General features: G+C 67.2%; 14 protein-coding genes. 4 read left to right on the top strand and 10 right to left on the bottom strand.

Annotated features, from left to right (window positions below):
- Positions 1 to 24: 24 nt before the first annotated feature.
- The 10 genes from rplW to ACZ5VQ_RS21995 all read right to left on the bottom strand — a co-directional run bounded on the left by rplW (position 25) and on the right by ACZ5VQ_RS21995 (position 14,349).
- Complete coding sequence (gene rplW, locus ACZ5VQ_RS22040) at positions 25 to 441, bottom strand: 50S ribosomal protein L23 (protein ID WP_143642849.1); 417 nt, start codon at positions 439 to 441, stop codon at positions 25 to 27.
- On the bottom strand, positions 441 to 1,106 hold the full coding sequence (gene rplD / locus ACZ5VQ_RS22035) for a 50S ribosomal protein L4 (protein WP_266501021.1): 666 nt from the start codon (positions 1,104 to 1,106) through the stop codon (positions 441 to 443). The genes rplW and rplD overlap by 1 nt, the downstream gene beginning before the upstream one ends.
- A gap of 7 nt (positions 1,107 to 1,113) precedes the next feature.
- Positions 1,114 to 1,758, bottom strand: coding sequence for a 50S ribosomal protein L3 (gene rplC / locus ACZ5VQ_RS22030; protein WP_055614929.1), 645 nt, complete (start codon positions 1,756 to 1,758; stop codon positions 1,114 to 1,116).
- 17 nt (positions 1,759 to 1,775) lie between these two features.
- Entirely contained in the window at positions 1,776 to 2,084 is a 309-nt protein-coding gene (gene rpsJ / locus ACZ5VQ_RS22025) for a 30S ribosomal protein S10 (RefSeq protein ID WP_003948644.1), read from the bottom strand.
- A gap of 610 nt (positions 2,085 to 2,694) precedes the next feature.
- Complete coding sequence (locus ACZ5VQ_RS22020; RefSeq protein WP_469106359.1) at positions 2,695 to 3,414, bottom strand: hypothetical protein; 720 nt, start codon at positions 3,412 to 3,414, stop codon at positions 2,695 to 2,697.
- Positions 3,415 to 3,881: 467 nt separating this feature from the next.
- The gene (locus tag ACZ5VQ_RS22015) at positions 3,882 to 4,310 is read right to left on the bottom strand and encodes a hypothetical protein (RefSeq protein WP_469106358.1); all 429 of its coding nucleotides are present in this window, start codon (positions 4,308 to 4,310) and stop codon (positions 3,882 to 3,884) included.
- An 11-nt stretch (positions 4,311 to 4,321) separates the two neighbouring features.
- Positions 4,322 to 8,914, bottom strand: coding sequence for a DUF6531 domain-containing protein (locus ACZ5VQ_RS22010; RefSeq protein WP_469106357.1), 4,593 nt, complete (start codon positions 8,912 to 8,914; stop codon positions 4,322 to 4,324).
- A 122-nt stretch (positions 8,915 to 9,036) separates the two neighbouring features.
- On the bottom strand, positions 9,037 to 9,372 hold the full coding sequence (locus ACZ5VQ_RS22005) for a hypothetical protein (RefSeq protein WP_469106356.1): 336 nt from the start codon (positions 9,370 to 9,372) through the stop codon (positions 9,037 to 9,039).
- Between the two features lie 13 nt (positions 9,373 to 9,385).
- The gene (locus ACZ5VQ_RS22000) at positions 9,386 to 9,724 is read right to left on the bottom strand and encodes a hypothetical protein (RefSeq protein WP_469106355.1); all 339 of its coding nucleotides are present in this window, start codon (positions 9,722 to 9,724) and stop codon (positions 9,386 to 9,388) included.
- Complete coding sequence (locus ACZ5VQ_RS21995; RefSeq protein ID WP_469106354.1) at positions 9,721 to 14,349, bottom strand: RHS repeat-associated core domain-containing protein; 4,629 nt, start codon at positions 14,347 to 14,349, stop codon at positions 9,721 to 9,723. Before ACZ5VQ_RS21995 ends, ACZ5VQ_RS22000 begins: the two co-directional genes overlap by 4 nt.
- Before the next feature lie 378 nt (positions 14,350 to 14,727).
- Here ACZ5VQ_RS21995 and ACZ5VQ_RS21990 point away from each other — a divergent pair, with 378 nt between their 5' ends.
- The 4 genes from ACZ5VQ_RS21990 to ACZ5VQ_RS21975 all read left to right on the top strand — a co-directional run bounded on the left by ACZ5VQ_RS21990 (position 14,728) and on the right by ACZ5VQ_RS21975 (position 18,788).
- Positions 14,728 to 16,326: a hypothetical protein gene (locus ACZ5VQ_RS21990; protein ID WP_469106353.1), complete on the top strand. Its 1,599-nt coding sequence runs from the start codon at positions 14,728 to 14,730 to the stop codon at positions 16,324 to 16,326.
- Between the two features lie 158 nt (positions 16,327 to 16,484).
- The gene (locus ACZ5VQ_RS21985) at positions 16,485 to 16,883 is read left to right on the top strand and encodes an ATP-binding protein (RefSeq protein ID WP_469106352.1); all 399 of its coding nucleotides are present in this window, start codon (positions 16,485 to 16,487) and stop codon (positions 16,881 to 16,883) included.
- A 293-nt stretch (positions 16,884 to 17,176) separates the two neighbouring features.
- Complete coding sequence (locus ACZ5VQ_RS21980; protein ID WP_469106351.1) at positions 17,177 to 18,106, top strand: helix-turn-helix domain-containing protein; 930 nt, start codon at positions 17,177 to 17,179, stop codon at positions 18,104 to 18,106.
- 52 nt (positions 18,107 to 18,158) lie between these two features.
- Positions 18,159 to 18,788 carry a Uma2 family endonuclease gene (locus tag ACZ5VQ_RS21975; protein WP_469106350.1) on the top strand — a complete coding sequence of 210 codons (630 nt, stop codon included), beginning with the start codon at positions 18,159 to 18,161 and terminating at the stop codon, positions 18,786 to 18,788.
- Position 18,789: the final 1 nt, after the last annotated feature.

Raw genomic sequence — 18,789 nt, 5'->3', positions numbered from 1 at the left:
CGATATTCGGACCAGGGCGCTCCGTTAGGAGGCCTGGCCGAAGATGTCGATACGGTCGCCCTCAGCGAGGGTCACGATCGCGCGCTTGCTGTCCGCACGCTTGCCGAAGCCGGTGCGGGTGCGCTTGCGCTTGCCCTGACGGTTGATCGTGTTGACCCCGGTGACCTTGACCGAGAAGACCGCCTGGACGGCCTCCTTGATCTGCGTCTTGTTGGAGCCGGGCGCGACGATGAAGGTGTACTTGCCCTCATCGAGGAGCGCGTAGCTCTTCTCCGAGACGACCGGCTTGAGGAGCACGTCACGGGGATCCGTGAAGGACTTGCTCAGCGGGGTCTCGACGGTGTTCTTGCCCTCGGTGGCGTGGCGCTTCGCCTTGGCGACGCGCGCGACCTTCTTGGCCTTGGCGGCCTTCGAGGCGATGCTCGGGTGACGCGTAGCCATCAGGCTTCGCTCCCTTCGGTGTCAGCGTTCCGCTCTGCGGAGGGCGCGCCGGACACGAAGGACTCGAAGGCGGCCTGGGTGAAGACCACGTCGTCCGAGACGAGAACGTCGTACGTGTTCAGCTGGCCCGGGTCCAGGATGTGCACCTGGGGCAGGTTGCGTGCGGAGAGCAGGCCCTGCTCGTCCTCGCGGGAGATGACCAGGAGCACGTTCTTGCGCTCGCTGATCTTGCCCAGCAGGGACTTCGCGGCCTTCGTGGAGATCTCGCCGTCGACCACGCCGGTGACGACGTGGATACGAGCGTTGCGGGCCCGGTCGGTGAGGGCGTGGCGCAGGGCCGCGGCCTTCATCTTCTTCGGGGTCCGCTGCGAGTAGTCACGCGGCACGGGACCGTGCACGACGCCACCACCGGCGAACTGGGGCGCGCGGGTCGAGCCCTGACGGGCGCGGCCGGTGCCCTTCTGGCGGTACGGCTTCTTGCCGCCACCGCGAACCTCGCCACGGGTCTTGGTCTTGTGCGTGCCCTGGCGGGCAGCGGCCAGCTGGGCGACGACGACCTGGTGGATCAGCGGGATGCTGATCTTCTCGACGTCGAAGATCTCCGCGGGGAGCTCGACCGTCCCGGTCTTGTCGCCTGCCGGCGAAAGGATGTCAACAGTGCTCATCGTTACCTCAGGCCCCCTTGGCCGCGGTGCGGACCAGGACGAGGCCGCCGTTCGGACCGGGAACCGCGCCCTTGATGAGCAGCAGACCCTTCTCCGCGTCAACGGCGTGGACGGTCAGGTTCTGGGTGGTGACCCGCTCGTTGCCCATGCGACCCGCCATGCGGAGGCCCTTGAACACACGGCCCGGGGTGGCGCAGCCACCGATGGAACCGGGAGAGCGGTGCTTGCGCTGGGTGCCGTGACCGGCGCCGAGGCCCTTGAAGTTGTGACGCTTCATGACACCGGCGAAGCCCTTGCCCTTGCTCTTGCCGGTCACGTCCACCTTGACGCCGGCCTCGAAGACCTCCGCGGAGATCTCCTGACCCAGCGTGTACTCGGAGGCGTCCGCGGTGCGGATCTCGACGAGGTGGCGGCGGGGCGTGACGTCGGCCTTGGCGAAGTGACCCTTGAGGGGCTTGTTCACCTTGCGCGGGTCGATCTCGCCGAAGGCGATCTGGACCGCTTCGTAGCCGTCGGAGTCGTTCGTACGGACCTGGGTGACGACGTTGGGGGAGGCCTTGACGACCGTCACGGGAACAACACGGTTGTTCTCGTCCCACACCTGCGTCATGCCGAGCTTCTCGCCCAGGATGCCCTTGATCTGCTTAGCCATTCTCAGATCACCGGCCCCTAGAGCTTGATCTCGATGTCGACACCGGCCGGGAGGTCGAGTCGCATCAGGGAGTCAACGGTCTTGGGCGTCGGGTCGAGGATGTCGATCAGGCGCTTGTGCGTGCGCATCTCGAAGTGCTCGCGCGAGTCCTTGTACTTGTGCGGCGACTTGATGACGCAGTACACGTTCTTCTCAGTGGGCAGCGGCACCGGGCCCGCGACAGACGCACCAGTTCGCGTCACCGTCTCGACGATCTTCTTCGCCGAGCTGTCGATGACCTCGTGGTCGTAGGCCTTGAGCCGGATGCGGATCTTCTGTCCCGCCATGGCTACTCAGTAGTCCTTAGTCTCGTTTAACGCTCTGGAACCCGGGGGTTCGCGTCCCTTGCCTCCGACCCACGCGGTCGGGCGTGTCGCGCTCCTGCTGACAGAGATATCCACGAGTGGATTTCCCTACCGAGGGACGCGGCCGAGCCCAAAAGACAACCGCTGGACCGGGGGCTGAACACCCACCGGGCGCCTGGTCGGCACCCCGCTGACACTTCCCGGAAGATTCCCGTACGTCCGCCCCAGCGCTGCCTTACGGCAGTTGGAGCGACGAGTACTGTGGGACTCGCTTCCGGTCCTCCCGGCGGGAGGCGCGCAGCATCGGCACTCAACCGAGCAACCCCGACAGTCTGCCATACGGGGCATACGGCTGGCCAATCGAGCCGGAGAGAATACCCCCAGGGTGACGCAGGTCAAACACAGGCTCGCAGGGGGAGCGGGGCGGGCACCCTCCACAGGGCCGCCGGCCGTGAGCCGCCCCACGGCCGACCGCCACCGCCGGCCGCTTGGACGATCCCCCGCCGCCAGGTCCCGCAGCCGTCCCGCACTCGCGACACGATCGCGGTCGCTCACGGCCGGCGGCCTGCCCTGGCCGACGTCGTCCGGCTTCTCAGCTCCGGGGCTCGTCGCGTTCGAGTGCGTCGAAGTCGATCGGCTGATAGCCCGGGGCGTAGTCACGCAGGAACGCGGCCGCCTCCGTCGGCAGGGGCGGGGTCGCGATCACCGCGTATTCCAGTACGCGCTTCGGGGCGAGGTACTTCCAGAACTCGTACTCCGGCTCCCCCGCCGCGAGGCCCGGATACCGGTCCGTGACGCCGAGGCTGTCCAGGAGTTCGGGAAGCGTGGCATCGGCGAGATTCGCCATCGGCTCACGCGGGAGCACGATCCGCTCCACACCGGGGTCGAGACGAGGCTGCTTCCCTTGCGCGATGTCCTCCAACTGGGGCCGGTCCAGCACGTACCAGGGCCCGGCATACTCCTGCACGAGCCAGCTGTCCCGGGTGTCACTGCGATGGATGGCGCATTCGTCGCCCCGGAAGTTCTGCTCGACGTAGCCGAGACCGGGCTGGATCAGGGTCTGGGTCTCGCCGGCCGCCTGATACGTGATCTCCCTGCCGTGCCCTGTCGCGATCTGCGCGAACTCGGCGGCGAACTCCGACCGGGCGGGCGAGGCACGCAGGCAGGAGAAGTGGAGCGACCCGACCACGAACGCGTGGTCCTCCTGCCAGGTCGCCCGCATGAGGCGGTACGAAGGAACACTGCTGGCCCACCCGGGGATGTGCAGGACGAATTCCCCGCAGAAGACACACGAAGCGTGTTCATTACTCATTACTCATTACTCATTACTCATTACAGCTTTCCCTTCCTGTCCCCTGAGGTCCCATGGAATGGAACTCGTCCGCTCCGTCCCCGGAAGAGACGCAGATCTCCCGCCGGATTCTGGATGATGGCGTGCTCGACCCCGTGGAAGCTCTGGAGTTCGGAGAGATGGGAAACATTCACCTCTCCGGGCCGGACGGGTATGTGCCCGTTCTCCAGCGCCCGGGTGAGCTGCCTGGCCTTCGGGGACAGCGCCCGGTAAGGGATCTGGCCACCCGGCATGCGGGCTCCGCCCTTGAAGACGCCGCTCATGCCGCGAACGCCCTCGGCCAGCGTGCAGTTGAAGGCCAGCCCGATCACCGCTGTACCGAGATGCGGTTCGCCGCGCTCGAACGCGGCGTCCCACTCATCCGGGTCATCGAGCCCCAGCAGGCCCTCGCCGCTTCCCCAATCCCACTCCGACGCGATGGCCGGCCCTCAGAATTCGTCCGAAAACGGGTTGGAATTCCCTCCCCACTGGAATCGGTAGCCGTCACTTCCACTGTCGAAAACGGCGAGGAGGCCGCGGTCAGGAAGGTCGAATTCCTTCCGCAACCAGCCGTCCATCGCCAGTGCCGCCACTTCGGACCGGAAATGAGCGAGCGGGAAGGTGAGCGCGGCGACCTCGATGAGCAGACCGTCGGGGTGCGCGGAGGACAGGTCGGAGGAGTGAACCGAGAGCCCGAAGGAGAGCCATGCGGCGTCACGCCAGTTGATGCCGCGGGGAGGCACCAGCCATACGTTGCGGTAGATCTGCAGCCGGAACCCTTCACCCGCATCAGTACCAGGGGCGCGGTGCTCCGCCGTCAGGTCTGCGGCCAGGCCGCCCAGAGGGCTCTGTAGGCGATACTTGAAATTGGTACTCATCTGTCTCGACTCTAGAATTTCAAGAGATGGAAAACTGATTTACTGAAGATGTTCTCAGGACCCAATCCGGTGGGGGCCCGCACATAGTCATAGTCATGCGGCGCCCCATCCCCCCAGAGACGGCTGTGTTTATTAGCGAATTCCGTCGCGGCGTCCTCACCGATCTCGTGAAGGTCTATTTTCTTCATGTTCTCGAAGTCGCTCGCGCTGACCCTGAACGGCATGACCTCGACCTCGGCTCCACGCCCACGAAGACGATCGGCATAGCGGTCGGCCTCGGCTCTCGACCCCCACGAGTAGACCCCTTCGCCGTAGTGACCCCGGTTCTCCGCAGTGGGCCACGGCGTACCGTCTCCGCGCAGGCGGGTGGCGTTCTCGGCGTCCTGCACGGTGAAGAACTCGTGGTAGTCGGGAGCCAGTCCCAGGCTGTCGGACCGTGTGTGCGGTGTGCTGACATAGGCGACAGGATTCGGCGCGGGTTCGAGACCCAGCGGGTCGAGTGAGAGGTACCGGGCCGTTTCGGGGTCGTAGTGCCGGAAGTAGTTGTAATGGAGTTCGGTCTCGGGGTCGAAGTACTGCCCGGGAAATCGGAGCGGTGTGTATGTCTTGGAGCCGGCCGACCAGGCTGTGCGGCCCCACAAGGTGCTCCGTGCCCTCCACGCTATCTCTCCCGCCTCGTCGACGAGCTCGCTCGGCGTGCCGACGAGATCCGTGACGATGGCGAAGAAGCGCGAGTCGATCTCTTCCTGTGGAGCGTGGGCCGCGGAGATACGTTCCGTCTGAGTGATCGGGTGGAGCCCCTGGTGGTCCCAGGTGAGCGTGACCGGGTTCGGCAGGTGCGGACCGGTGGTGGTCTGTTCGCAGAGCGTCGTGCCGTCCCACGTGAAGTCCGTGCGCTCGACGACCGTTTCGCCGTCGGCGGCCATGCGCAGCTTGGACGTGCGACGGCCCATCGGGTCGTAGGTGTAGCGCCACAGTGTGCCGTCCGGAGTGACGGCCGACGTCAGCCGGTCCTCGGCGTCCCAGATGTAGCGCCAGGTGTCGGGCTTGCGGGACAGTCGCGTCTTCTGCCGCAGAGTGACGCGGCCCAGCGCGTCGTGTTCGTAGCGGACCTGTCCGGCGCGCGTGATCCGGGTGCCGGCGTATGCGCGGGGCCCTGTGGCCTCGTGGCCGGGGTGGGTGGCCGGCCAGGCGGCATCGGCCTGGTTGCCCGCCTCGTCGTACGCGTATGTCTCCGTCCAGTTCGCCGCGTGGACCGCGGTGACCCGGCCCGCGGCGTCCAGATCGAAATGGCGGGCGCCGGCCAGCCGGTCGTCGACGCCGGTGAGGTGGCCGTCGGCGCGGTAGGTGTACGCCCGCTCCTGTACGAATCGTCCGTCCGCCGCGGTCACCGACTGGGCCGTGAGGCGACCCACGTCGTCAAAGCTGTGGAGGAGAGTCGCGAAGTCACCCGTGTGACGGGTCAGTTCGCGGCCGGCGGGATCGTAGCCGAACTCGACGGTGCGGCCCGACGAGGTCAAGTGGGTCCGGCGGCCTGCCTCGTCGTAGCGCCAGGTGCTCCGGGCTCCCGAGGGCGTAGTACGTCCGGTGCGGCGGCCCAGGTCGTCGTCGTACGTGTAGGTGAGGGTCCGCCCGCCCACCGTCTCGGTCCGCAGCCGACCGAACTCGTCACGGAGGAGAGTGAGGGTGGTGTCGGGGCTGATGACGTGCGAAAGCTGGTCGGTCAGGTCGTAGGCGAACGTCGTGACGCTGCCGTCCACGTCCTTGCGGATGACCTGGCCGAGCACATCGCGCTCGTAACTGATCGTCTGGCCAAGGGCGTTCGTGCGGGAACGCAGGCGGCCCGCCTTGTCGTGGGTGTAGATCAGGGCACGGTCGTCGAAGTCCGTTTCGGATATCAGCCGGCCCGCCGGGTCGTACGTGTAATTCCAGGTCAGGCCCTGGGGGTTCGTCACCTGGGTGAGACGCAGTCCGGAGTCGTGCGCGAACTCGTGGCGCACCCCGTCGGGTCCGGTGCGTGCGGCCAGAAGATCGAAATGGGTGTACTCGTACCGCGAGACGGCACCCGCCGCGTCCGTGTGGGCGGTGCGGTTTCCCTCTCCGTCGTACGACCAGGACTCCACTGAGCCGTCCGGAGCGGTCCGGCGTGCCAGGTGTCCCTCGGCCGTCCACTCCAGACGGGTCGTGGCACCCGTGGCGTCCGTGATCGCGGTGGGTCGGCCGAAGGCGTCCCGCGCGCAGCTGATCACCGCGCCGAGCGGGTTCCTGACCGTCAGAGGGAGTCCGGCGGAATCGCAGCGCACCGTCGTGGTGCTGCCCACCGGATCGGTGACCGAGGCGAGACCGCCCGTCCCGTCGTACGTGAAGTGCGTGGTCAGACCCGCCGGATCCACGACCGTCGTACGGTTGCCGCGCGCGTCGTACGTCTGATGCCGGACGGTGCCGTCGGTGCTCACGGTCTTCACCGGCAGCCCGAGTTCGTTGTACTCGGCCCGGACGGTACGGCCGTCCGGGCGCGTCATCTCGGTGGGACGGCCGTAGACGTCGCTGGCGAAGCGTGTGATCCGGCCGAGTTCGTCGGTCCGCGAGACCAGGTGGTGATGGCCGTCGTACGCGGTGCGGACGATGCCACCCAGGGGATCGACCTCGGCGACGACCTGGCACTCGGTGTTCACGACGAAGCGGGAGACGGCTCCTTCGGCGGTGGTGAGGGTCGTGACGCGGCACTCGGGCCAGGCGGGGTCGGTTCCGTCGTAGTCCAGGGCGATGGTGAGGTGACCCGCCTCGCCGCCCTCGGCGACGCAACGGTCCCGGTCGTCATAGGAGTAGGTGTAACTGCGATCGTTGCTGTCGGTCCACGAGGTGATGCGAAAACGCTCGTCGCACGTGAAGTTCAGCGTGTGACCGGTTGCGTTGGTGACCGCGGTCAAGGCCCCATCGGTGTAGCCGTACGTCCTGATGGTGACGTCGGAGCCGTCTTCGGCGGCGTCGGCCAGCACCAGGGAAGTGACCCGGCCTTCGCCGGTGGTGAGTCTGAGGTGGTAGCCGCCGGAGTGGCGGACGGCGAGAGGGGCGCCGTGTTCGTCGTAGTCGAAGGTGATCGCGTTGCCGTTGCGGTCGGCGATACGGGTGAGCAGAGCGATGCCGTCATGGGGAGGAGCGAAATGGCGGGCGTGACCCGTGAGCGGATCGTCGAGGCGATACGCGCCGTCGTCTCCCCGGGTGAGGGGCCGGCGGGGTCCGGCCTCGGGCAGGACCGGGGTGTCCGGGCCGGTGGGGTGGGGATAGACGAGCAGCAGGCCGTCCTCGGTGACGAACACGATTCCGTCGTCGTCGACTTCGAGGCGCTGGTCGATGGTGGAAGCCCAGTTGGGGCCGAACCACCAGCCGGTGCGGTAGGTAGAGGCGACCCGACGGGTGAAGGTCAGCGGCAGGACACCGGGCAGGGTGAGGTCGGTCTGCGGGAGGAACATCGCGCCGGTCGCCATGTCCACCGGGTCACTGCCCTTGGAACTGACCACACTTTTGAGACGGTTGTAGGCGCCCTTGGCACCGTCCGCGAGGGCCCCACGCGCCGACTTGCCGAGCCCTCGCAGACCTGCGGCCATGCCCTTCATCCCGGCCTTGAGCCCATTCAGGCCCTTGAGCCCCTTGGCCAGCCCGCCAAGAGTGGTCAGCCCCTTCATGCCGGGTATGCAGTCCAGCGCGGCGAAGGCCACATCCCATAGAGATGCCTGGCCCTTCATGTATTTGTTGAGGGTGTCCGCCAGGACCACGAGCGCGGCGATGAGGACGATCGCGCCCAGGATCGGCCCGCCGATGATCAGGGCGATGATGCCCAGCACCGCGACGACGACCTTGCAGACCGCGACGATGGTGTCCCAGTTGTCGACGAACCAGTCCCCGACCTCCTCGTACCACTTACGGTTCTGGATCCCCGCGTCGGACGCCTCGTCGAGCTTCCGCTTGGCCTCGCCGGCGGCGTCCTCGCGCATCTTCCGCGCGTCCGCGGCCATCTTCTTCGCGGCGTCGAGGGCGTTCTGCGCGGTGGTGACGTCCGACTGGGCGGAGGTGTGGGCGGACTCGGCGCTCTGCGCGTCCCGGGTGGCGGCACGGACCTTGGACTCGTCCGGCTTGGGGACATCCTTGCCCGCCGACCCCGGGTCGTCCTTGTACTTGTCCGCCTCCTTGTTCGCGCGTGTCACCCACGAATCGGCCGAGGAGAGACGGGACTTGGCCGAGGAGAGATCGGCCTGCGCCTCCCGCCCCTGGGCAAGGGCCTTGTCCGCGAGGGCCTGCGCACGTTCCAACTGCGGCCAGTACGCCGCCAGCGCATCCCCCGCCAGGTCGTACGACTTCTTCAGCTTCTTCAGGTTCTTCGGAACACCGGAGAACTCGTCCCGGAACACATCGGCGGTCTTGCCCACCATCGTCAGGACGGCATCCTCGTCCGCCATCCCCTTCACCAGGCGCAGGGCGTCCTGCACGTCATCCGCGAAGTCGTGCAGGCTCTTCGCCAACGACTTCACCCGGACCGGATCCCCCGGCGTCGGATCCTTCTCCAGATCCAGCACATGCCAGTCCGTCGGCCGATACCCCGCCACGCCGCAACCCCCGTCACGCCAACCCCGTCAACCACACATACGCACAAGTGAAGTTACTAGGCACTGGCGTTCGACGTGAAGATCACATCGCACCACGCCCAGCAGCCACCACCTCGTCCGACCTACTCGTCCTTGAGAGTCCACACCGGCGAGTCCCTGGGCGGCAGCGGGCGGATCGACAGCTTCGTGAAGTCGATGTCCGCGTCCTCGTCCTCGTCCCCCGTCGGCAGGCGGCCTTCTTCGTCGGCGTGGTAGTACGCGCCATAGGCCCAGAATTCCGGCAGCTCGTGGCACATGAGATCGGGGTACGGGGAGATCTCCAGGTTTCCGTACCTGTCGTTGATCCTCGCCACTGCCTCAGCACGGGAAATCCCGAAACGCTCCGTCATCTCGCCCGCCATCTCACGAAGATATTCGAGCATTCCTTCGTCGAGCTTCACAAGAAATTCTGCGGTCACGACGTCAGCGACCCTACTCGTCTTTGAGGGTCCAGAAGCGAGACTCTCTGGGTGGCGGTGGGCGAACCTCCCACTCCGAGAGGTCACCGTCCACATCCGGATCACCCGAGGGAAGCGGTTGCGCGTCACGTGTCGCCTTGAAGTAGAGATGGTAGGCCCAGAATTCCGGGAACTCATGACACATAAGGTCCTGGTTCATACCGCTGATCTCCTCGTCGGCATACCTCTCATTAATCCTCGCCACGGCCTCGGCTCTGGAGATTCCGAAGTGTTCGACCAGCACGTCCACCATTTCTCGAAAATAGTCGAGCATCTCGCCATCGAGTCGAGTCAGGAACTCTTCGGTTCTCATGATGCCGGCCCAAACCTTTGGTGGAATGAATTATTGAAGAGTTCTGCCGCCCGGTCCGAATAGATCGCTACCTGATGGCCTGAGAACACAGGGTCGGCTTTGCCCCTTACAAAGCTTCCGGGATTTCTCAGCATGGGCCCCTCCACGAGCTCATAGTTATGCATGGCGCCCCCGCTGCGGTGGTGCTTCATGAAGGAAGCGAGTTCATCACTCGGACCATCGAATATCTTGCCGTTCAACTTGTCCATTTCACTCTTCGGAACTCTGAAGTGTAGTACGGCAGGGACATCACCCCTGTCATCGGCCAGCCTCTTGGCCCAGGTGAGCGCCTGCCGGGGATCATTCGTCACATAGAAACCTCCCCTGCCGAAGTCCATCTTGCGATTACTGACCGCGAGATTGATTCCGTCATTGACAATGCTGTCCGCGGCACCCCCGAAAGTTCCATGATAGAGATCCACCATGCACGGCGCCTTGAGCCCCAGGGGGTCCATCCACTGCAGGGGATTCTTCACATAAGCGTAGTGATTCGGCGCGGGTGTGCGCCCCAGCGGATCGGGACTCAAATAGCGTGCCGTGCCGGGCTCGTAGTAGCGGTGATGGTTGTAGTGCAGCCCGGTTTCCGCGTCGAAATACTGGCCCGGGAAACGCAGCGGGCAGTCGGCGCGGTCACCACCGGCCGGACCGGCCGGACCGGCTGGAACGCCCCACAGCGTCGACGACCGCGTCCAGACGACGTCTCCGTCCTCGTCGACCAGTTCCGTCGGCGTTCCGATGAGGTCGGTGACGATCGCGTAGAAGCGCTCGTCGATCTCTTCCTGTGGCGAATCCGGCCCCACCGGTCCGCGGCCACGGACCCGCTGGCCGACCGGTGTCGTTCCGCTGCCCCAGTCCCACGACGTACTGACGACCCCGTCCGTCTGCTCCGCGAGCCGGTCACCGTCCCAGAAGAAGGTGATCTGCTCGACAACGGTCGTGCCGTCGTCCCCGAGCAGTTGCTTCGCCACACGCCGGCCGAGCGGATCGTAGACGTAGTGCCAGTGGCCGCCGTCCGGCGTGCGGACGTCCGTGAGCTGGTCCTCGGCGTTCCACACATAACGCCACTCACGCCTGCCGCCGGACAGTAGCTTCGTGACCCGCCGGACCACCCGGCCCTGACCGTCGTGCCGGTAGAACGTACGACCCGCCCGGTCGATGAGGGTGCCCGAATACGTCCGGTCCCCAGGGCCTGTCTCGGTGTCGTCCACCGGCGCGGACGTACCGAAGGCGACGAGATTGCCGAGGCCGTCGTACCGATAGGTTTCGTCCCAGCCGGCGCCGCCCCGCGCGGCGGTCACCCGCCCCGCCCGATCCAGCTCGAAGGACCGCTCGCCCTGGCGGAGGTCGGACATCCCGACAAGGCCGCCGTCGACACTGTGCTGGTACGTACGCCGTACCACTTCGCCCGAGCCCGACGAGCGCACCTGCTGCGTCGTCCGCAGACGGTCCGCGTCCCAGTCATGGGTCAGACGTGCCGCATCGCCGAGTGCCCGCTCGATCTCGCGTCCCACGACGTCGTACTGGAAGGTGACGTCGTGCCGCCCGAGCCGCTGCACCAGCGAACGCCGCTCGGGCGCGTACGTCCAGCGCGTGACCGCGCCGCTCGGCGTCCTCCGAAGGGTGCGGCGCCCGGCGATGTCGTACTCGGTGCGGACCTCCTGCCCGTTCCACCGCTCCCCCAGGATCCGCCCCGTCGCATCGCGCTCGATACCGAGATCGACATCGGTGTTCCGCGCCTGAACGAGCCTGCCGAGCGGGTCGTAGGCGTACGTCGTCGTCGCGCCGTCGGCGTCCATGGTCACGACGTTGCCGAGCGAGTCATGGCTGAACGCCGTGACCTGTCCCGCTCCGTTGACACGCTCGACCAGTCGGCCCACCGCGTCGTAGCAGTAGGTCAGTCTGCGGCCGTTGAAGTCCGTCTCGGACGTCAACCGGCCCACTGGGTCGTACTCGTAGCTCCAGACCTGCCCGGCTCCGTTGGTGACGCTTCTCAGCCGAAGTTCGGTGTCGTACTCGAACCGCTCCAGCGTCCCGTCCTCGTTCTCGCGCACGGAGCAGAGGTCGAAGTGAGTGTTTTCGTACGTGGTGTGGCGGCCTGTCGACGACGAGTACTCCAGGGGATTGCCCTCGGCGTCGTACGACCAGCGCTCGGTGGTCCCGTTCGGAAGCTCACGCCAGGAGATCTGGCCCTCCACCGTCCAGCCGACCCTGGTGACTCCCCCGAGAGGATCGGTGAGTTCGTTGATCCGGCCGAAGGCGTCCCGGACGAAGGAACTGCTCGCGCCCAACGCGTCCGTCATGCCGACGACCAGGCCGGCCTCGTCGTTGACGACGGTCTGCTGCTGGTGGCCGAGCGCGTCCATGACGCCGGTGAGACCACCGCGCTCGTCGAACGTGAAGGAGGTGGTGGCACCGAGCGGGTCGACGACGGCCACGCGGTTGCCGCGCTCGTCGTAGACCGACTCCCATGAACTGCCGTCCGGTTGCGTCACCTTGGTGACCAGATCGAGTTCGTTGTACTCGGTGGTGATGACACCCGCGTCGGGGCGGACGACTTCCGTGACATTGCCCGCCACGTCATGGCTGTAGCGGGTGGTACGCCCGAGCGGGTCGGTGAGGGCGACCAGTCGGCCGCGATCGTCCCAGGTGCGCGACGTGGTGTGGCCGAGAGGATCGGTCTCGCTGACGGGCCGGTATGCCTCGTCGAAGCTGTACGCCAGGGAATGCCCGAGGGAGTCGGTCGCGACGGTGGTGCGCGTTTCGTCGTCGTACGCGTAGGAGTAGGCGAGGACTCCGTCCGCACCACCCGAGCGAACACACCGGTCGACGTCGTCGTACGCGTAGCGGTACCAGTCGCCCTGTCTGCTCTGCCAGCCCGTGATCCGCTGCCGGTCGTCGTAGCTGTAGCGCTGGGGCACCGAGGACGAGTCGCTGACACCGGTGAGGCGGCCCTGCTCGTCGTACTCGTAGGCCATGAGGCGCGGCCGGCCGGGAGCGCTGAGCAAGGTGAGGGCGGTGATGCGGTTCGAAGCCGTGGTGATTCCGAGCCGGTAGCCGGAGTGGTGAATCAGCTCTTCCGGGGAGCCGTCGGGGGCGTACCGGACATCGATGGTGTTGCCGTTGCGGTCTTCGATGCCGGCCAGCAGCAGTTCGCCCGCCCCGCCGCTCGGTATTCGCTTGAACCGCAGCGTCGTGCCGTTGTCCGGCCGCCACACCGTGATCTCGCCGTCGGGGGTGCCGTCCCAGCTCAATGGCCAGCTGGGGCCGACGATCGGCTGCGCCGGCTCGGCGGCTTCCGGAACGGCGTAGTACAGCACGGTGCCGTCGTCCGCGATGAACCGGATGCCCTCGTCATCGGCCAGGAGCCGCTGGTCCAGGGTCGATGTCCAGCCGGCTCCGAACCAGCGCCCGGCCTTCACGCCGGTGCGGTGGCTGCGTTCGACGACAAGGGGCAGGACGCCGGGCAACGAGACGTCCGGTATCGACATCACCATCTGGCCGGTGGCCATGTCGATCGGATCACCGCAGGTGAAGAGGTTCTTCATCTGACGTCCGAGCCCCTGCACACGCGGACCGAGGCCCTTGAGGCCCATGGCCATGCCCTTGAGGCCCACCTTGCCCAGGGATTTCAACCCCTTGGCGAGGCCGCCGAGGCTGGTCAGGCCCTTCATACCCGGGATGCAGTCCAGCGCCGCGAAGGCCACATCCAACAGGGAGGCCTGGCCCTTCATATATTTGTTGAGGGTGTCGGCGAGGACGACGAGCGCGGCAATGAGGACGATCGCGCCCAGGATCGGCCCACCGATGATCAGGGCGATGACCCCGAGCACAGCCACGACGACCTTGCAGACCGCGACGATCGTGTCCCAGTTGTCGGTGAACCAGTCGCCGACCTCCTCGTACCACTTGCGGTTCTGAATCCCCGCGTCGGAGGCTTCGTCCAGCTTCCGCTTCGCCTCACCGGCCGCGTCCTCACGCATCTTGCGCGCATCCGCGGCCATCTTCTTCGCGGCATCGAGGGCGTTGGAGGCGGAGGTGACATCCGACTGGGCGGACGTCTGCGCGGACTCCGCACTCTGCGCATCCCTCGTCGCGGCACGGACCTTGGACTCGTCCGGCTTCGGGACATCCTTGCCCGCGTCCTTGTCCTCCTTGTACTTGTCCGCCTCCTTGTTCGCGCGTGTCACCCACGAATCGGCGGAGGCGAGACGGGACTTGGCGGAGGAGAGATCGGCCTGGGCTTCACGCCCCTGGGCAAGGGCCTTGTCCGCGAGGGCCTGCGCACGTTCCAACTGCGGCCAGTACGCCGCCAGCGCATCCCCGGCCAGGTCGTACGACTTCTTCAGCTTCTTCAGGTTCTTCGGCACACCCGAGAACTCGTCCCGGAACACCTCAGCCGTCTTGCCCACCATCGACAGGACCGCATCCTCACCCGCCATCCCCTGCACAAGGCGAAGTGCGTCCTGCACATCGTCCGCGAAGTCGTGCAGGCTCTTCGCCAACGACTTCACCCGGACCGGATCCCCCGGTGTCGGATCCTTGTCCAGGTCCAGCACATGCCAGTCCGTCGGCCGATACCCCGCCACGCCGCAACCCCCGTCACAACCGCCCCGTACGAAACCGTACGCGGCAGCGAATTTACTAGGCGACGGCGTCCCTCGCATGCAAGAACAGTTCGGATCCCGAGGTCAGGCCTGCCAGTCGAGGCCAGTCGAGTTGCTGTTCAGGGACTCCGACGGAGCGTCCGCCCGCTGACTCTCGGCGATCAGCACTCCTTCAAGCATCGCTGCCTCCTTGTCGTGGCCGCAGTGAACACGAACTCCCCGCCGGCCGGCGTACTCGGCCCGAGCAACCCACCGCACGCGCCCCACAGCATCCGCGAGGAGTTTCCCCGCCGCTCCCCTTCTGTTTGCCAGGAGTGGCTACCCTCGCCTCGCCCGGTCCGGTACAGGAGAGGCCCATCCATGAGCACCCCGATCCACCGCGCCTCGACACGGCAGTCTGCGGCCGTCCTGACGTCGGCCCAGCAGCGTCGGGAAGGGAGCCGGACCGGGAGTACGTCCGCACGCTCGACGGAGCACGCTCTCCTCGCGATGCAGTCCCGCGCCGGCAACCGGGCCACGACCGCGGCGGTGCAGCGCGCCCGGGACACCGCCCGAGACCCCGCCCGGGACACCGAGAGTGACAGAGCGGCGGAGAACGGCGGCGCGTCCGCCGGAGCGAAGAAGAACTATCGCGACCGGATCGCCGCGCTCCTCGACAGGTTCAAGAAGAATCTCGAACCCATCGACACCTTCATCAAGGGCTTCCAGACCCCCACCAACGCGGCCTTCACCCAGCAGGCCGCCGTCTCGGCCAATGAGGGCCTCAAGCACTCCACCGCAGCCTCGGGGACCTCCGCGGCGTCGGGGAACCTCCTCACGGAGGCCGCCGGCACCGTGGTCAGTGGCATGGACGCGTACAAGAACATGAAGGACGCAAAGAAGCACGAGACCGGGGCCAACCACCACACGGCGAAAAAGAAGGCCAAGACCAAGGGGGCCGACGCGGTTGTCGGCGCCGCCAACTCGGGAAGCTACAGCGCCGCCATCGCCAAGGAGGTGACCAAGGTCCAGAAGGCGGCGGACGCCGCGGTGGCGTCCGAGGCGAGCGGTATCGCCAGCGCCTCCATCGGCGCGATCAAGGGCATGCGGTCCGCCTTCCGCGTCGGCGGAGCGGCCGGCAAGTACCGGCAGATCAAGAAGCTGGGAGACCCCCACGTCGTCCAGGCCGGGTCACTGGCCCGGCTGAACGAGTCGCGGGAGCAGGCCGGCTGGGCCGCCGCGGAGGCCTACGTCGCACTGGACGCCTACTGGGCCCACGACGGCCCGGAACGGCTGGAGCTCGTCTCCGAGGCCATCGACGCCGCCTGGGAGGCGATGGGCGAAGCCCGTGACGCCGCCGAGACCCTCCAGCACGCCGAACGAGACGTGGAAAAGCTGAGCACCGTGCAGGGGTACGCGAAGAAGAAGCAGCTCACCAAGATGGGCAAGGAGACGGTCAGCGGCGGGGGCGAGTCCACCAAGGCCGCAGCCGGCATCGTGACGGCGGTCGCGGCGGGAACGGTCGGACTCGCGAGCAACCCGGTCGGCTGGGGCCTCGCCGGGGCCGGAGCCGGCCTCGTCCTCGGCGTCACCATGTACAAGGCGCTCCGCGCCGCCACGAAGCGCTACGAAGAGGTCCACCATCCCGAGCGCTGGGCGCCGAAGGGCGAGACCCCCGCGGAGGCCGCGTCCCGCAAGGAGTCACTGCAGCATGCCCTGAAGTTCTGGAAGAAGGTGTCGAAGGGCGAACGCCAGGCCATGGCGCGCGAGATCTACGCCCTGGCGGCAGGTCCCGACATCTCCGGGAGCGGCAGCACGACGGCCGAGATGCGGGAGTCCGCCAGATCCCTGCTCATCGCTCTCAAATCCGGCCCCGCCAAGCACAAGCTGGAGCCGGAAGCGTGGGTTGAGACCCTCAACGACCCGGCGAAGACCGGCGATTGGATCCAGGAGATAGCGGAACAGCTGGCCTCGGGGTGACCAGCCCCGTTCTACTGAGCCGTCGACAGGGGCGCCACGAACGACGACCAGGCGGCGGGGCCTGGGCCCGGATGATGCCATATCGCAGCTCAAGGACCCGGAGCTGCCTCGGATCGGAGACCGGCCGCCCACCGCACCGCACCGTCCGCAACTTCAGCGTGCTCCTCTCCCCCACACCACGCGGCGCCCGCCTGGCCCGCCTCCTCGCGACAGAGCAACTCCGCACCTGGGGGCTCCCACTGGAGACAGCGAGCCACATCGTGGCCGAGCTGGCGAACAACGCGGCGACCCACGGCCGCGTGGCGGGTCGAGACTTCCGGCTCACGCTGTACGTGATCGGCGGCACCCTGCGTATCGAGGTGACCGACACCCGTGGCGACCGACCGGTCCCGCGCCCCCAACACCTCACGCCCACAGCTGAGTCGGGACGCGGCCTTGTCATCGTCGAGGCACTGGCCGACCGCTGGGGCGTGATCCCCGGCCCACCCCCACGCAAAACGGTCTGGGCCGAGATCGGTCCCGCCGCCACCGAGCCCCGGAACTTCCCGTCCCGGTAAATGGCAGACCGGTCCCGCACGACATCAAAGCTCTTCAAAGAACTTCGGGAGAGAACCCCACCAAACCCAACCCGACCCTCCGCGCCAGCACCTCGTCAGCACCGCGCGGCCGCGTCGCCCACAAGGGTGACAATCCCCAACTCAGCTGGATTTCCGTCCGGTTGGCGGGCATATGCTCGCCCCGCGACAAACAGAACAACCAACCCCCACAACTTGAGAACATGCGACGGCCCTCGTCCGGGACTGCAATCCCGATCGAGGGCCTGACCACCGAGGAAGAAAGCCGCTTCCTGATGGATAAGCAGAACCCTAGCGCGCCCCCGTGCGCCCAGCCCCGGATTCCGCGGGGCATCACCCATATCAACGTCCGCCACACCACCCGCTTCACGGTGATCGGCAACCACCTCGCCCAGCACCCGCAGCTGTCGGGGCTCGCGATCGGGCTCGCCGTCCACATCCAGTCGCTGCCCACCGGTGCCCGCGCCGACATCAAGACGCTCGCGGCCCGCTTCCCCGAGGGCGAGACGAGAATCGCCGCGGCGCTACGGGAGTTGGAGGCGCACGGCTACCTCGCCCGCACCCGCGAGCGCCTGCCGAGCGGCCGCGTAGTCACACACACGGTGTCGTACAACCGGCCGAGGGACGCCGACGCCCAGGACCCCCGACCCGCAACTCCCCAGTCGAAGCCTGCTCCCACGCCGACGCTCACCCCTGCCCCGGCGCCCGCCCCCACTCCCACCCCCGTACGGCCTGACGCCAAGGTTCCGCCGAGCCCCACCCCAGACCCCCACCCCAAAAACCCTCTCCCCACCCCCGAACCGCACACCCACCACTCAGCCGCCCACCACACAGCCACCACCCTCCTCGCGAGCCTGCACCGCGACGACTCCCGCCTGCTGCTCTCGGAGCGCGACGTACGCCGCCTCGCCCCCGCCGTCACCGCCTGGCTGGACCGCGGCGCCGCCCCCGAAGCCGTACGCCGCACCCTGACGGCGAGCCTCCCCGAGGCCTCCCTCCGCCACCCGGCCGGCCTCCTGGCCCACCGCCTCACTGAACTGCTCCCACCCCCACTCCCCGCAGCCCCGGCAACCCGGGCAGCCGTACGCCCGCCGCTTCCCCTGCAGAACTGCGACGGCTGCGACCGCGCCTTCCGCGCCCCTGAACCCGGCCGCCGCTGCCGCGACTGCCGCTTCGATCAATCCGATCTCCTGGAGGCCGCCTAGCATGAACGTGACGATCCTTGCCCCTGGGCACAGAGCACGAGGAGCGAGCGCGATGACCATCGCCCCGGACGACGCGCAGCAGGGCGCCTCCCACCAGTACCGGGCCATGCGGGACTTCGTTCAGTCCATGGACGACACCCTTCCCGGCAAATTCGAGGTCACCAAGGAAGGGATCGTCCACGACATGATGGCCCCCGTGAAGCAGCACGAGCTCACCGTGCTGCGCCTCCGGAAGCGTCTTGAGCAGGTGATGCCGGAGGAGATCGTGGCTCATACGGGCGAACCCGACGTGGAGGACGCGCCCGAAGGCATCATGCGGCGCCCTGATGTGATGGTGATCGCCGAGGCGGACATGGAAGGCGAGGGGACCTTCGATCCGCGCACGCTCCTCGCAGCTGTCGAGATCGTGTCCAACTCCAACCCGGACAACGACTGGGTGAGCAAAGTACGGGACTATCCCCTGGTCGGTGTTCCCATCTACGCGGTCTTCGATCCGCGCACCGGTACAGGTGCCGTCCTGACCGACATCCACTCCACGCCCGACGGCCCCCGCTACGCGACCCGCAAGGACTTCGTCTACGGCGAGGACGTCACCATCGGCGACTGGACGATCTCGACGGAAAACCTGCCGCGCTATGCGGACAAGGACCGGCCCAAATCCGACCCCAAGGGCACCGGCTGAC

Source organism: Streptomyces sp. NPDC033178, assembly GCF_055577685.1.
This window is presented reverse-complemented; position numbering and strand designations above follow the sequence as displayed.

Excerpts from the sequence above, each read along its gene's own strand:
- rplC (WP_055614929.1), bottom strand. The coding sequence starts at position 1,758 with ATGGCTAAGCAGATCAAGGGCATCCTGGGCGAGAAGCTCGGCATGACG.
- rplW (WP_143642849.1), bottom strand. The coding sequence starts at position 441 with ATGGCTACGCGTCACCCGAGCATCGCCTCGAAGGCCGCCAAGGCCAAG.
- ACZ5VQ_RS22015 (WP_469106358.1), bottom strand. The coding sequence starts at position 4,310 with ATGAGTACCAATTTCAAGTATCGCCTACAGAGCCCTCTGGGCGGCCTG.
- ACZ5VQ_RS21975 (WP_469106350.1), top strand. The coding sequence starts at position 18,159 with ATGACCATCGCCCCGGACGACGCGCAGCAGGGCGCCTCCCACCAGTAC.
- rplD (WP_266501021.1), bottom strand. The coding sequence starts at position 1,106 with ATGAGCACTGTTGACATCCTTTCGCCGGCAGGCGACAAGACCGGGACG.
- ACZ5VQ_RS21990 (WP_469106353.1), top strand. The coding sequence starts at position 14,728 with ATGAGCACCCCGATCCACCGCGCCTCGACACGGCAGTCTGCGGCCGTC.
- rpsJ (WP_003948644.1), bottom strand. The coding sequence starts at position 2,084 with ATGGCGGGACAGAAGATCCGCATCCGGCTCAAGGCCTACGACCACGAG.
- ACZ5VQ_RS22000 (WP_469106355.1), bottom strand. The coding sequence starts at position 9,724 with ATGAGAACCGAAGAGTTCCTGACTCGACTCGATGGCGAGATGCTCGAC.
- ACZ5VQ_RS21980 (WP_469106351.1), top strand. The coding sequence starts at position 17,177 with ATGGATAAGCAGAACCCTAGCGCGCCCCCGTGCGCCCAGCCCCGGATT.
- ACZ5VQ_RS22020 (WP_469106359.1), bottom strand. The coding sequence starts at position 3,414 with ATGAGTAATGAACACGCTTCGTGTGTCTTCTGCGGGGAATTCGTCCTG.